The sequence below is a fragment of the Vibrio profundi genome, from assembly GCF_005281835.1.
Classification (GTDB): domain Bacteria; phylum Pseudomonadota; class Gammaproteobacteria; order Enterobacterales; family Vibrionaceae; genus Vibrio; species Vibrio profundi.
In genome coordinates this window covers 261376-275724 of sequence record NZ_RZIS01000005.1, presented here as the reverse complement: position 1 = coordinate 275724, position 14349 = coordinate 261376, and the positions used below count along the sequence as shown (strand labels likewise).

Sequence of the window (14349 nt, the reverse complement as noted above, 5' to 3'; positions counted from 1 at the left end):
AAAAGAGCTCTCATTGCCAGAGACATTCATGGGTAAGTTCACGCACTACATCATTCAGAAGAACCTATAAAATAACCTCTCTTAACTGCTAGGTACAAAAAAGGCGTACTTAACTACGCCTTTTTCTTTGAGTTTGCTATCAAGCGACTTGTTCTTGCTCGACTAAGTATTTGCTCACGTCGACGTGATCGATCTGTTCTGGTTTCAAATATTCCTCTGCATAGCGAATATGGGTACCACTAGTTAAGAACAGTTTAAACAGCTCAATATCTAAGTGCTCATCCAGTGCCATTTTATGCATGATATCTACGGCTACACTAATCGGCTTCGCTTTCTTGTAGGGTCTATCCGCTGCGGTAAGCGCCTCAAAAATATCGGATATGACTAAAATACGTTCCGGAATCGACAAATCCTCAGCAGAGAGTTTACGTGGGTAGCCCGTTCCATTAAGTGTTTCGTGGTGCGTCGAAGCGTAGCGTGGAACCCGGCTAAGCTCTTGTGGAAACGGCAGGTTCTCTAGCATTTTGATCGTACTGATCATGTGTTCATTGATTTTAAAGCGGTCTTCCGCGGTTAATGTGCCACGGGCAACACTCAAGTTATACACTTCACCCATATCATACAAATGATCTGGAACATCCATCTTGATACCGTGTTTAGGATCGAACTCTAGCGGGCGGTCGCGCTTAATTATGTGCTCTGGCTTGTTTGCCAGCAGCTTTTCAGTTGCAGGTAAACTTGGTTGTTCTTTGCAAAAGTTCAATTCTTCGACTGGCGACAAGCCCAACCTGTTATCAAAGTTTCGCTGCCAAGTTTTCTCTGCAATATCGAGAATTCGCTTCACCTTATCTTCACTCATGAACTCGCCACCAACATTTGAGCGTGCAATAAATTCAAAATCACGTGTTAAGTTATTCTGTTCATGCTTCAAGTCACTCTCAATCTCGCTGTGTTCTTCTCCAGCAATTTGGCGTTTCAAAGCACGAATTTCAGCATCTCTCCATAGCACTTCAAAACGAGTGCGAACTTCATGAATACGGTTATAGTTTGCTTCTAACTTGGTGCCCTTATCGACTATGTGCTCAGGCGTAGTGATTTTTCCGCAATCATGTAGCCAAGCCGCGATTCTAAACTCTCGACGTTCATCGTCATTTTCAAATTTAAACGACTTAAACTGACCGGAATCGCACTTTTCAGCAGCTTCAGCAAGCATCATCCCCAATTCTGGAACACGATTACAGTGACCTGCTGTATACGGTGACTTGTCATCGATCGCTTGAGCAATAAGCTTGATGAAGGCTTCAACGAAAGCCTCTTGAGACTCCTCATACTGATGAAGCTCATGCGACATCTCTTGAATAGCCTGAGATAACTCCCATACTTCTTTGATTGGAGTATTCACCAATAACACATTGTCATAATCGCGATTTTTAATCTTCTCCGTTTCCAATCTAAGTTGCTTAATTGGACGAACGATTGGTGCACCAAAAATCCAAGCAACTGGCAGCGTTAAGCACATCAGTAACAAAGTCACTCCGATAGAAGTGTTAAGACGCTTAGTCACCGTGCTGAAAATTTCACGTCGGTCGATCACTACAGCAAAATACTCTTGGCTTTCACCACCCGTTGCTATCGGTTTGACGTATAGATATTTAATTTCTCCGTCAATTTCACGCTGAATCATTTGGCCTTGAAGCTGATCATTGTGCGAGAGCTCGAACAATTCAGAATATGGCACCATTGTGTCTTGACGAGACAAGCGATTGTTAAGCCACTTCTCTTTCAAAAAGGCTTTTTGCTCCACTGTAATATTTTTTAACGCTAAGTTGATTATAGGGATGAGATCGCCATGGCTAGGCTGAAGAACCATATAGAACTTAGTAGGGTACAACTTTTTAAGATCCTGTAGAGGTTCATGAAGTTGTAGCTCGGTAAAAAAGTATCGATCTAAGCTGCTTGCCAGCACCGATTTGGAATCCAACATGGCAAACGTCTCGCCTTTCGCTACTGAGGCAAGTGCATCTTCCATGTTTGAAAATTCCACAAGCTCGACATTAGGGAAGTCATTCTGTAATTTTTGATAGATCGACCAACCAGCTAACAAGGCTATTTTTTTACCGTTCAGCTCGTAGTAGTTATTAATGGTCGCCTGCCCTTTACGAGTCACTACTGAAAACGGTATATCGAATAGGTAATCTGAGTAGCTGCCTTGAATGTCATTTCCTTCCCACTTCTGAAGTGAATGCAGGCCATCTAAAGATTCGTTTTTATACTTGTTAACTAGCTCGCCCCAAGTAAAGCCATTCACAAACTCGAAATGAATACCCGTCATTGACTCAACAAGAGTTAATAAATCTACAGAATAACCTTGAGGCCTACCAGATACGGCGAAATCCATAGGAGCCCAATCATTTTGATTAGATATCAATAAGGATTTAGCTTTAGTCACCGCCTCACGCTGATCGCTTGTTAAGATTAGTGGGCTTACCTGCGGTAACTGGCTGGTATCTACAGGCTTACGGTTAGAGGCAATTAAATTACCGGTTTTGCTAAATAGAAAAGACTCTACGCTGCTGTCTGCTTTCAGCCCCAACGCGGTCGCCGACATTTTATTTGCGACGGAAGACAACACGATGTCGATACCAATAACATGACGCGCAGGGTTACTCTCATGTCCTTCCACAACTAATGAGTATGTTTGACCTGTAATCTTAAGATGTTGAAATAAATAAGGTTTAGTCTTTTCCACTTCATTTTCTGTCGCGGACGTGAACCAAGGTCGAGAGGTTGGAAAATAATTACTTTCGGTCACTACATTATCTCGTAGCACGAAGTTTTCGTCGTAATATTGCGTACTACGAATTCTATTATTTTTATCGCCCCTAATATCTATGACCACCCAACGATCGGTATCTGCTGCGACAATTTTTTCTCGCACAATGGGTGATGACTCCAAATTAATTACTTGGAAGAAATCGTCGTTATCGGAACCAATATAAATACTATAAAAGAGAGGGTTATCTTTAACTGCTTCGGAAAGAATACTGCGAACTTCTTTTTTGGATAGCTTACCTTCAATAGAGCGACTAACTGAAGCAAGCAGTTTCGCGGTATTTTCTGCGTCTGAATCAAGCTTCCCGACATAGGCACTCAGCTCTTCAGAAGCCATAGTCAGCTTTGAAAGTGTATGCTCTGTCGCCATTTTCTTACTAAAATAATATTGAAGTGACACTGCCACAATTGCCGTTAGGATTGTAGCAATTAAAAACATCCCTCCGACAGTAAATCGGATCGATATCTTCTTTTGTTTCATAGTTATTCTATCCTTGAATAAACTTTAGCCAATTGACATTGGTGCGTCCCTAAACAGAATATCATTAATAATATGGGGATCCCCTTAAATCAACATAATATTCCATATAGCTCGCATACCTGCGAATTACTGTTCATTATTCGATCTTATTGTCGAATTTATATTCGCCATTTATAGACTAGACTTCTATTACACCAATACTGCACATAGCTGGCGATTAATTCACTAAACTAGAAACAGCTCACGCCTTTTATATGTTATATATAATAAATTTCACTTTATGCTATAAAGTTAGACATATAGCATTAACAAAAGATGAATTCGATTGCGTAGATCTTCAATGCTTTCGCCAATTCATGAGTATTATTAGGCGAATTTATGACGGATACCTTTTCTCCTTCCACAAGCACTATTGTCGCAAAAGATGCTAATAGTAATGAACATGCTGTGAGCGACTTAAATGTTTCTGAGTACCTTTCGAGCCCTTTTAAAATAGTATTTACGTTAATTTCTAAAAACTTTGAGATTGACGCTCAGCTCGGTCAAAAAATCACTATTAAGCGCTACATCAATGATACTGACAACTTAACGCTATCGCGTGTCTTCAACGGTATTGTGACCCAAGTTCAACTACTAGGGATGGACAGCAACCTTCAATACTCCAGTTATCAAGTCACCGTTAGGCCTTGGTTCTGGTTATTGAAGCACACCCACTCATTTCGCGTGTATCAAAACCTTTCAACCAAAGATATTGTCTCAGATATTTTTACTCAGGCAGGCTTCAGTGGCTCGTTTAAAACTGGCACTTTACCGTCCAGCAAACGTGAGTATTGTGTTCAGTACAATGAAAGTGACTTTGATTTTGTTACCCGACTTTTGGCGGAAGAAGGTGTTCACTACTTTTTCCAGCATAGCGAATCCGATCACTCCATGATGCTGCAAGATGCGCAAAGCCCATTTGAAAAATCGTCGACTAGTAAGTTGGACATGATTGAGGTTCCATCCGGTAGTAACCCGCTACTCGATAAGTGGATGCCACAAGGTGAGTTTCATGGAGCAAGTATTGAGCTTACAAGTTATGACTACTCACAAAGTAAGTTGGTGAGCAGTAAAGAAAAAAAATCGAGCCACTCTATTGCCAACAACACCAAGCTCGCGCGGCGCTACTATCCTAGCTTAGGGATCACCGGCGGCATGGAAGATCTTGCAAGTAACCTAGTTAAACGACGTATCGAACAGTTAGAGCAGCAATTCCAAACCTACCAAGCAGAAGCTCAGCACGACGCATTCGAACTCGGCACCTGGTTTTCTTTGGCAAGTCACTTAGACAAGTCACAACTTGGCGACTATTTGGTGACAGAACTTCACACTTCATACAATGGTGATAATCTTTGCTTTACTCGTATGAACCTTTGCGATTCATCGACGCCAAATTACCCCACTCCAATAGAAAAAGCACAAGTCCACGGTTTACAAAGCGCCATCGTCGCAGGTACTTCTGACGGTGAAATCAACCAAGATGATCAAGGCCGTGTAAGAATCCAATTCCATTGGGACACCGAAGCTTCAGGCGATAAAACAAGTTGCTATGTACGAGTGGCTCAGATGATGGCTGGTAGCGGTTATGGCACACAGTTCATTCCTCGTTCAGGACAAGAAGTGTTAGTGGCATTTATCGATGGCGACCCAGACCAACCCATCATCACTGGTAGCGTTTACAACAGTAAAAATGCACCGCCTTACAAAGAAGCTAACACCACAAAAACGGGAATCAGTACTAAGTTAGAAGGCTTAGCGAATGAGTTGTACTTTGATGATAAAAAGGACAACGAATTAATCTACATGCATGCCGCTAAAGACTTCACAACAGAAGTAGAAAATAACGTTACTGAAACCATTAAAGGTGAGTTAGCGCAAACCACCACCAAACAGGTCGCTATCACAACGGAAGACAACTACACATTGACCTCTTCTAAGGCCATTAGCGAAAAAGGTAAATCTATTTCCCTAGAGGCAGATGACACCATTGAGCTCAAAGTTGGCTCAAGCAAGATTACTATGTCTTCATCGTCTATCAGTATTGAAGCCACCAACATAGATATCAAAGCGAGCAGCGCTTTAAATCTAGAAGGGACAAACGTAACCAGCAAGGCGACTTCCGCGAATAAAGTTTCGGGCACGACTACCGCGCTTGAAGCGACGAGCTCAAACAGCATCAAAGGCCTTAGTGTAGCTATCAAAGCCGATACCACTTTATCCGCAGAAGGATCATTAAGTGCAGAGTTTAAATCTGGCCTCAAAGGTACTTTTGATGGCGGCGTAATGGGTGAATTAAAAGGCGCTATTGTCAAAGTTAATTGATGACAGCCCGACTAACGAATAGAGAACAAAAATGTATAAAAAGATTCCTTATCAGACAGGAAGACAATTACTAGATCGCTTTTCAAGTTCTGAGGAAGCTCAGTCACTTATCGGAGAAGATCTGGATGTAGAGCAAACAATAAAAATATTATCTGAGAACAACCTATACTTTGATTTGGTTCAGCTATTAGCACACGGCCTACCTGTAAGAGAAGCAATTTGGTGGTCGGCCTATTGTTTGGACATGAGAAGCGATGTTTGGTCAGCAACTCAAAAACAATGTATTTCAACAGCTAAAGAATGGGTAAAAGCACCCTCGGAAGAACTTAGGCGTAAAAGCGAGCTATTTGCCAACCGCCTTAACCTTAACTGTGGGCCATCTTGGCTTGCGCAAGCCGTCTTTTGGAATGGCGCAGGCAGTATTGTTGCTCCAGATTTGCCGAACGTCATGCCCGACCCATTTCTGTATTCGAAAGCGGTTGCAGGGTCGATCAATCATGCGGCTGCGCTACCAAATTGGGAAGGCATGGATGAGTTTTATAGGCAAGCGACAGACTTTGCGCTGGAATTAGCCAAAGGCGGTGGAGCTAAGGAGAGCTAAATGACATTAGCAGCAAGATTGACTGATATGCATGTTTGCCCAATGCAAACGCCAGCAGTACCTCCTATCCCCCATGTAGGTGGGCCAATTACGGGGCCTGGTGCACCAACCGTACTCATCGGCAATATGCCAGCTGCGACTATGGGCGATATGTGTGTCTGTGTTGGCCCACCCGACAGCATTATCAAAGGCAGTGCAACTGTGCTCATTAACAGTAAGCCTGCTGCTCGTATGGGCGATACCACTAGCCACGGTGGCAGCATAGTTCTTGGGATGCCTACTGTACTGGTCGGAGGTTAAACTCCTTACTTTTCATGAGGTTTCACAAAAACGTGATGTCAGTCCAGTTTATTGGATGTAGTTCAAACTTTTAGGTAAATATTTATTTTGAATGAGACTTTTCATAAAAAAGCTCTAGAATTAATAAATGTTAACAGGTGTTTACAATATATATGCTCTATATATTAATTATCACTTAACCTGTACCTAAAAATAACAACAAATTGCATACAGGACGTATATGACAGATATCGATCGTTTAATTGTTCCAATCTCAGAATCAGAACCATCAGGTTCATATCTTAAGCTAGATCGTAGTGCTTACCGTGGTTTAAGAAACAGTTATAACGCCGCTCAATCTTCATTCCGTCAACTTGTCGAAACTCCTGACGCTTCAGCGGATCCGGTCTTGGTTGAAACCAATACCCAAAACTGGACTGCATTACGCGAGATTTCCGAAGAGACGTTAACCACCAAATCAAAAGATTTAGAAATTCTTGGCTGGTATATCACTAGCCAATTATTCACTTCTGATCCTTATAAGAATTTGGCAGACGCTATCCCAGCACTTAGCGCTCTTGTGAATACATTTTGGGACACATTAAACCCAACCCCACCGGAAGCAAAAATCAAAGCAACAGACGACGCAGGTAAAGCGCGAGAAATTGCAGAGTTTCGAACCAGGCCCTTACTTCAACTAGTCGGTGAATCTGTCGATTCAACTTCGTTTTACGTCCCTTTCCAAATGCTTGGATTAGTAGGTGACGTTACCTTCGGCGATTATTTGCTAGCTGAACGAAAAGGAAACATGGCAAGCCTCAAGGAGACTGCTCTTCAATCGTTCGACCAAATCACGAAAGAAACATTATTGCACTTAGTCGCCATTCACGCTGAGCTAGAGTTAGCAGAGAAGACTCTCGCAGAAAAATGCCAATCTGTTGGTGCTACTGTAATCAGTTTCAACTATGTCAAAACCAACACTCGCGATCTAATCAACGCGATCCACTTTCTGGTTGGTGAGAAGTTTGACTTCTGGCCTGTCGATGACAAGTTCCACCTAATTGAGCAGCAAGCGGCTCAAACACCTACGGCTCCAGAGAATGTTTCTCAGCCAGAAGGTTCGCAGTCATCTGCTGTAGAACAACCGCAAGCTCAACCTGCCGACGCAGCGCCTGTGCAAAGTGTCGCAACGCAGGCCGTTACACAAGTCGTGGCTTCAAGCATCAATGGCATTGTCAGCCGTGACCATGCGTTTCAAGAAATTCGCAAAATTGCGGATTATTTTAAAGAAACAGAACCGCATAGCCCTATCTCCTTCCTATTGGAACGTTCAATCCGCTGGGGCTATATGAGTTTCCCTGAACTCCTTCAAGAAATGATCGGTGCCGAACGAAATGTCATCGAGCAGATTAACCAAATGACCGGAATGGACCAAGCCGAAAAGACAGATCTATCGGGGAAGTCAGTTCCAGTTACCACTCAGGCTCAAGGGGTTACTCCTTCAGCCAACATCACTATTCCTGAGGCTCCGGCACAATCGCCAACTCAAGATAGTGTTAATAGCACAACCGATACAACTCAAAGCTCTGAACCAACATCCAGTGAATCGTCTAGCAGTTTGCAAGACTTTGAATGGTAAAAATAATTTTATGCGTTAAGCAAGGAGAAAGTAATGGCTTCTATTTTTATGAGAATTGATGGTACTACCCCTAAAGGTGCAGCAACTGTAGAAAAGATCGGAGGCAAAGATGGTTTCTTTGCACTTGATAGCGTTTCTTGGAGTGCAGTACGTGGTGTTGGTATCGATGTTGGTAATGCTAACAATGCGGACCAAGGTATGGTCGCACTTGGTGAAGTAAACCTAACTCGTGGTTGTGATGGTGCTACACCTTACCTAACGACCTTCCTTTACGCTCCAGGTGGTGAAGGTAAAACCGTTGAAATCGTAATGACTAAACCTAACCGTGAAGGTTCTGGTGCAGATCCATACCTAATCGTTACATTGAAAGCTGCTCGCATGTCTAGCTACAACATGGCTGCGACTGATGGCTCGCTACCTAACGAATCTTTCAGCCTTACCTACACAGAAATTTCTAAGGCTTACTACATTGAAGCTGAAGGCGGCAAGATCGAGAAAGGTCCTGAAGTTGGTTTCGATGCAACTACAGCTAAAGTTACTTCTACAGCTAAGTAATTGATCAAGGAGAGTTACCGTGGCACTGAATTCCCAACATAAACGCGTAAGTAAGAACCGCGTAAGTATTACCTATGACGTTGAAACTAATGGCGCTGTAGAAACCAAAGAGCTCCCTTTTGTTGTTGGGGTGATTGGTGACTACTCAGGTCATAAGCAAGACAAAGAAGAAGTTGAAGATCGTACCTTCTACAACGTTGATAAAGACAACTTCGACACTGTTATGAAACGTGTAGGTCCTGAGTTATCTCTTAAAGTAGATAACGTTCTTGCTGAAGACGACAGTCAGTTTGAAGCTAGCCTTAAATTCGATTCAATGAAGGATTTTGAGCCAGAAGCGATCATCGATCAGGTTGAACCGCTCAAGAAACTTGTTGAAACTCGTAATCAACTGAAGGTACTTCTTTCTAAAGCCGATCGCTCACGCGACTTAGAAAAATTACTCAAAGAAGTTTTACAAAGTGCAGATACGATTAATGCCCTTTCTGATGAACTAGGCATTAAAGAAGAAGGAGCTGAGTAATGAGCACAGAAACTGAAAATCAAGCGCAACCCGAAGCAGCGGAAGGTTCCCTAAGCTTTTTGGACCGTGCGATTGAAGCAACCACTCAAACTCCAGCAGATACAACTAAAGAGCTGTTCTCAGTACTGACTGAACAAGCGCTATCTGGAACCGTAACGTGGGACAAAAACGTTACTAAAACCATTGAGAATGCGATCTCTGAAATCGATAAAAAGCTTTCTAAGCAGCTTTCTCAAGTTATGCAGCAAAAAGACTTTCAGAAACTTGAAGGCTCTTGGCGCGGTTTACAGAAACTGGTTAAAGAAAGCGAACTTGGCCGCGACCTAAAAATCAAGATGGTCGATTTCACTCAAGAAGAGCTGCTTGACCAATTTGAAGACGCTCCGGCTATCGATCGTAGCCCGCTTTTCAATGCTGTATACCAAGATGAGTTCGGTACTGCAGGTGGTGAACCTTACGGTACGTTCATCGGTGACTACGAGTTTAGTGCGAAAGATGAAGACGTAGCACTACTTCGCTACATGGGCGAAGTTGCGGCAGCGTGTCATGCTCCATTTGTAGCAGCAGCTAATGCTGAAATGTTTGAATTCAACGACTTCCAAACATTCTCAGAAGGTAAGCCTGTCGCAGCTGGTTTTGATTCTCCAGCTTACGCAGCATGGAATGCATTCCGTGAAAGTGATGACGCTCGCTACGTTACACTAACACTACCTCGTACGCTTGCTCGCCTACCTTACGGTGACAAAGGTCTTAGCACTGATGTTTTTGCCTATGAAGAACTAGGTACAGACATGGACGGTAACCCTAAACCGACAAGCAACGACGAGCTAGTATGGTCTAACGCAGCGTACGATCTTGGTCTGAAAATGACTCAAGCTTACACTGCATCAGGTTGGTGTACTTCTATTCGCGGCTTGGATAACGGTGGTAAAGTAGAAAACCTACCTAACCTTACTTTCAAATCTGAAGCTGGTGACCTACTTCAGCAATGTCCTACTGAAGTAAACCTAACTGATGAACGTGAAAAAGAGCTTTCTGATCTTGGTTTCCTACCGCTAGTTCACTATAAAAACTCAAATTATGGTGTATTTATTGGTGGTCAAACAACTCAGAAACCTAAAACCTTTACAGACCCAGATGCAACGGCAAATGCTGCAATTTCTGCACGTTTACCTTACATCATGGCGAGTAGCCGCATCGCGCATTACCTAAAAGTAATGGGCCGTGACAAGCTAGGTTCTAACCTTGAAGCTCCTGATATTAAACGTGAACTGCAATTGTGGATCGACCAATACACTAACGCTGGTGCAATTGGTAACGAACAACGTGCTAAGACTCCTCTATGTGAGTCGCGCATTGAAGTAGTAGAACAACCAGGTAAACCTGGTGCGTACTCTGCTGTAGCTCACCTAAGACCTTGGCTACAACTTGAAGAATTGACTACGTCGGTTCGAATGGTTGCGAAGATCCCAGGTTAATCAGGAATTGGCCGGAGCAATCCGGCCATAATTTTGTATGAAGTTAAATACAGAGTGGCAAGAACAATTCAACTCCCTAGATAACACAGATAATACTTTTCTCGTAGAAGCTTTATCTCTGTTATCTGAACTCGACAAACAGGCGCTTCGATCTAAAGCGTCACTCATCTCACTCATTTCTAAACTCATCGCGACTATTGATAGTACGTTAAGTCTGCAGCTAGATGAAATTATCCACGACGATGACTTTCAAAAGCTTGAACGTAACTGGCTTGGCTTGAAACAACTATCCTCTCTTCCAGTAAGTTATCAACGCACAAACGTTAAGTTGCTTGATATGAATTGGGCGGAGATCTCGAGTGATGTAAATCAGGCTTATTCAACCAAAGCCAGCGACTTATACAACAAAATCGGTAACAACGAACTTAATACACTAGGCGGACACCCATTCGGCTGTATTACTTTCACCCACCCTATCTCAATGGATATCGATTTTGATGCTGACTACGACGATCTATTCACACTCGAACTGCTCGGTAAGCTTGGAGAAATAACTCTCTGCCCTATGCTTTTCTCACCGGTGGCGACTTTCTTCGGAGAGGATGGCGCTGACTGGCTTTCTGACACTGACCGCATCAACAAGATTTTAACTGGTCCGGACTTTCAAGCGTGGCAAGAACTCAGAAACAAACCAAGCTCTCGCTTTATTGGCATGGCCTTACCCCAAGTTCGTGTGCGCAAAGCCTATAAGAATCGTAAAGTCGGCTTCATTTATAATGAGCAAGGCCAAGGAACTTGGGGCTTAGCCAACGTCGCCTTTGCGTCCACCATTATGAGAGAGTTTCAGCGTGTTAATTGGTTTGGTTTCCTCAAGTCTCGCTGGAACGACAAGTTACAAGGCGCTGTGATTAATCTTCCGAATAACTACTATTTCGATAGCTACCTAGAAAAGCCTGTTATCGACGTCGCTTTGTTTGGTCAAATTTCTAATTTTTATGCCCAAAGTGGTTTTATCCCTCTGACCAAAAGCCCGTTAACTAATAAGCTTTATTTCAACGGTAATAACTCAATTTGGCAATGTGGTCATAGTGACAATGACAAAGTGTTGACCCAAATTCAAACAACACTAATGTCCTGTCGAATTGCCCACTACTTGAAAGTCCAAGTTCGTGAAATGATCGGAAGTTTCAGTAGTGCAGCCGAGTGTGAATTGTATCTCACCCACTGGATAGAGAAATTCGCGAGCAACGTATCATTCGCTAATGAAGAGACGCTTTCCAAATACCCTCTTAGTTTCGCCAAAGTCAGCGTTACAGAGTCAACTTCCCTAGCTGGGAGCTTTTCCTGCACGTTAAGAATCGTGCCTCAATACCAATTTGACCACTTCAGCGGTGAAGTTGTCTTAACCACTGATTTGGATGAGGTAGCCTAATGAGTTTTTGGGAAACCTTTGTGAGTGACTCTAAACCTTATCAAGATGCTGAGGTCGAAGACATTAAGTTCCACTTAACCAAATTACTAGAAGCTGAAGCCTCACTATTAGACATTGACGATCGTTTGGTTGAAGTAAATCGCTCTAACCTTAAGTTTGGTATCGAAGATATTCAACTACTTAGCGCGACTTTAGAAAGAACACAGCTTGCGGTTCGTATCGAAACTTGGATTAAGAGTTTTGAACCGCGTTTAAGCCAAATAATGATAGAGCTAAATGATAGAAAAGAAGGCGATAACTCCCTGTCTTTCAACATCATAGCTAAGGTTAAAACCCTTCACGGAGAGCAAGAGCTTATCTTTGATTCAAAAATTGCGTTAAACGACCTAGCAACATCATTAGAAGAGGATAGCTATGACTGATCCCATTATGCGCTATTTTGAACAAGAGCTAGCGTTTGTACGTCGCTCGTTAGGCCAATTTGGTCAAGAATATCCTGGGCATGCTGAAAAGCTCAATATCCACCAAGGTAAAATTGAAGACCCTAGCATGGCGCGTTTATTGGACGGCGTAGCATTATTAAACGCTAACGTCGAAAAGCGCCTTTCTGAACAATTACCGGAAGTAATAGAAGGTATCCTTGGTGTTTTGTATCCGTCATATATTCAAACGGTACCAAGTGTCGCATATTTAGAGTTAGCAATTGAAGACGGCCCCGTTGAAGCTTCAGTCTTGCCTAAAGGTGCCCTATTCTCTGGCTCAAGCACCCAGCAAGAATGTTTATTTCGTACTGTCGATGAGTTAAAAGTCGCACCTTTTAATCTAAGTAACATTAAAGCACTGAGTGCACCTTTCAACTTTAACCGTCCAAGAACAGCGAACCAAAGTACAGCCGTTATTCAGCTATCATTGAGTACTGGCGATCCTGACGTTCATTTCAATCACCTCAACTTGGACGACTTAGACTTTTTCGTTAAGGGCTTTGAGAATAATGCCGACTCTCTGGTAGAACTTCTTCTTAGCAACACACTTTCCATTTCAGTTTCAGATAGTGAATGCAACCGTCATATGACGCTCGACAGCCACCAGCTGAAAAATCGCATTAGTGACTTAGAGTTCAAATTTCTTCCAGAATATGGCAACCAATTTACTGGCTACCAACTGATTAATGAGTTCTTTTTCTTTAAAGAAAAGCGCCAATTTTTCAGGCTAAAAGGCTTTGGCCAATACGCTAAACATTTCCAAGAATCTGAAATTGTTATCAACTTGTTCATGTCTTCATTGCCGTCTGAATTCATTCGTCTTTTCAATAAAGACGTCTTTAAGCTAAATGTAATCCCTGCAGTAAATCTATTTGAACAAACCGGTGAACCTATTTCATACGATCATCGAACGTTGTCAGTCCCAGTAAATGCGGATGCTCACAGTGACAGCAATATCGAAATCGTAGAAGTTCAGAACGTTTACGAGATAACCCCTAATGGAGAAGTCCCACTCGTACCACTATTTAGAGAAAAATACTCACAAAACCAACAATTTGATTATTGGCAAACCAAGCAAGATTTATTTGGTGATATGAGCATTGCTTTATCCCTATCTCAGCCTTCCGATATGGAGTTCACCAAGTTATTGGGCACGAATCTACTGTGTACAAACGGCAGGCAAGCTTGCGGCGTAGAAGGTACATTGGAGTGTTTAGAAAGCATCGATTTGCCTGGTGATTTTTCTCCGATTTATCCACCTTCTGCACCGATTACTCGCGAGGTAGATCAAAACATGCACTGGGAGTTTGTTAGCTTACTAAACACCAACTTTTCGTCGTTACTACAATCGCAAACGCCAGCAGCAGATTTGAAACAAATGCTGAGTTTGTGTAGTCGAAGCCAAGTGTCTGCCTCTGAAATTCAAATGATTCACACCGTAGAATTTCATTCTCAGGTATCCGCGATTCGAGTATTGGGAAAAAACATGTTTGCACCCGGCACTGAAATCGAAATCACGCTCGATGCTACAGGTCCATACCTAGCCTTTTCTGACGTACTAAACCGTTTCTTTCAACAGTTTTGTAGTTTCGACCGCTACGTTCAGGTCAAAATTCGTGTTTATGGCAGAGATGGTATTGCTAAGCAGTACCCTAAAATTCACGGTAGCCAATTATGCCTGTAACT

The 14349-nt window shown here is 42.7% G+C and carries 11 protein-coding genes; 10 read left to right on the top strand and 1 reads right to left on the bottom strand.

From position 1 onward, the window contains the following. Positions 1–139: 139 nt before the first annotated feature. Entirely contained in the window at positions 140–3313 is a 3174-nt protein-coding gene (locus ELZ11_RS14765) for an HD domain-containing phosphohydrolase (protein WP_137358185.1), read from the bottom strand. Positions 3314–3691: 378 nt separating this feature from the next. Between ELZ11_RS14765 and ELZ11_RS14760 the strand changes: the two genes are divergently transcribed. The 10 genes from ELZ11_RS14760 (at position 3692) to tssF (ending at position 14347) form a co-directional block, all read left to right on the top strand. Then, entirely contained in the window at positions 3692–5674 is a 1983-nt protein-coding gene (locus tag ELZ11_RS14760) for a type VI secretion system Vgr family protein (protein WP_137358184.1), read from the top strand. Positions 5675–5705: 31 nt separating this feature from the next. Continuing rightward, positions 5706–6275: a DUF6931 family protein gene (locus tag ELZ11_RS14755; RefSeq protein ID WP_137358183.1), complete on the top strand. Its 570-nt coding sequence runs from the start codon at positions 5706–5708 to the stop codon at positions 6273–6275. After that, positions 6276–6575: a PAAR domain-containing protein gene (locus ELZ11_RS14750; protein ID WP_137358182.1), complete on the top strand. Its 300-nt coding sequence runs from the start codon at positions 6276–6278 to the stop codon at positions 6573–6575. It begins immediately after the preceding gene. A gap of 220 nt (positions 6576–6795) precedes the next feature. Then, complete coding sequence (locus ELZ11_RS14745; RefSeq protein WP_137358181.1) at positions 6796–8193, top strand: type VI secretion system protein TssA; 1398 nt, start codon at positions 6796–6798, stop codon at positions 8191–8193. 33 nt (positions 8194–8226) lie between these two features. Beyond that, on the top strand, positions 8227–8748 hold the full coding sequence (locus ELZ11_RS14740) for a type VI secretion system tube protein Hcp (protein ID WP_137358180.1): 522 nt from the start codon (positions 8227–8229) through the stop codon (positions 8746–8748). 19 nt (positions 8749–8767) lie between these two features. Beyond that, a complete protein-coding gene (tssB, locus tag ELZ11_RS14735) occupies positions 8768–9271 on the top strand; it encodes a type VI secretion system contractile sheath small subunit (protein ID WP_137358179.1) in 504 nt (167 codons plus the stop codon). Continuing rightward, a complete protein-coding gene (gene tssC / locus ELZ11_RS14730) occupies positions 9271–10749 on the top strand; it encodes a type VI secretion system contractile sheath large subunit (RefSeq protein WP_137358178.1) in 1479 nt (492 codons plus the stop codon). Before tssB ends, tssC begins: the two co-directional genes overlap by 1 nt. 37 nt (positions 10750–10786) lie before the next feature. Further along, positions 10787–12181 carry a type VI secretion system contractile sheath domain-containing protein gene (locus ELZ11_RS14725; protein WP_137358177.1) on the top strand — a complete coding sequence of 465 codons (1395 nt, stop codon included), beginning with the start codon at positions 10787–10789 and terminating at the stop codon, positions 12179–12181. Next, positions 12181–12603: a type VI secretion system baseplate subunit TssE gene (gene tssE, locus ELZ11_RS14720; protein ID WP_137358176.1), complete on the top strand. Its 423-nt coding sequence runs from the start codon at positions 12181–12183 to the stop codon at positions 12601–12603. Before ELZ11_RS14725 ends, tssE begins: the two co-directional genes overlap by 1 nt. Then, positions 12596–14347, top strand: coding sequence for a type VI secretion system baseplate subunit TssF (gene tssF / locus ELZ11_RS14715; RefSeq protein WP_137358175.1), 1752 nt, complete (start codon positions 12596–12598; stop codon positions 14345–14347). Before tssE ends, tssF begins: the two co-directional genes overlap by 8 nt. Positions 14348–14349 lie beyond the last annotated feature (2 nt).

Coding starts and splice junctions, on each gene's coding strand:
- ELZ11_RS14765 (WP_137358185.1), bottom strand. CDS start 3,313: ATGAAACAAAAGAAGATATCGATCCGATTTACTGTCGGAGGGATGTTT.
- ELZ11_RS14760 (WP_137358184.1), top strand. CDS start 3,692: ATGACGGATACCTTTTCTCCTTCCACAAGCACTATTGTCGCAAAAGAT.
- ELZ11_RS14755 (WP_137358183.1), top strand. CDS start 5,706: ATGTATAAAAAGATTCCTTATCAGACAGGAAGACAATTACTAGATCGC.
- ELZ11_RS14750 (WP_137358182.1), top strand. CDS start 6,276: ATGACATTAGCAGCAAGATTGACTGATATGCATGTTTGCCCAATGCAA.
- ELZ11_RS14745 (WP_137358181.1), top strand. CDS start 6,796: ATGACAGATATCGATCGTTTAATTGTTCCAATCTCAGAATCAGAACCA.
- ELZ11_RS14740 (WP_137358180.1), top strand. CDS start 8,227: ATGGCTTCTATTTTTATGAGAATTGATGGTACTACCCCTAAAGGTGCA.
- tssC (WP_137358178.1), top strand. CDS start 9,271: ATGAGCACAGAAACTGAAAATCAAGCGCAACCCGAAGCAGCGGAAGGT.
- ELZ11_RS14725 (WP_137358177.1), top strand. CDS start 10,787: ATGAAGTTAAATACAGAGTGGCAAGAACAATTCAACTCCCTAGATAAC.
- tssE (WP_137358176.1), top strand. CDS start 12,181: ATGAGTTTTTGGGAAACCTTTGTGAGTGACTCTAAACCTTATCAAGAT.
- tssF (WP_137358175.1), top strand. CDS start 12,596: ATGACTGATCCCATTATGCGCTATTTTGAACAAGAGCTAGCGTTTGTA.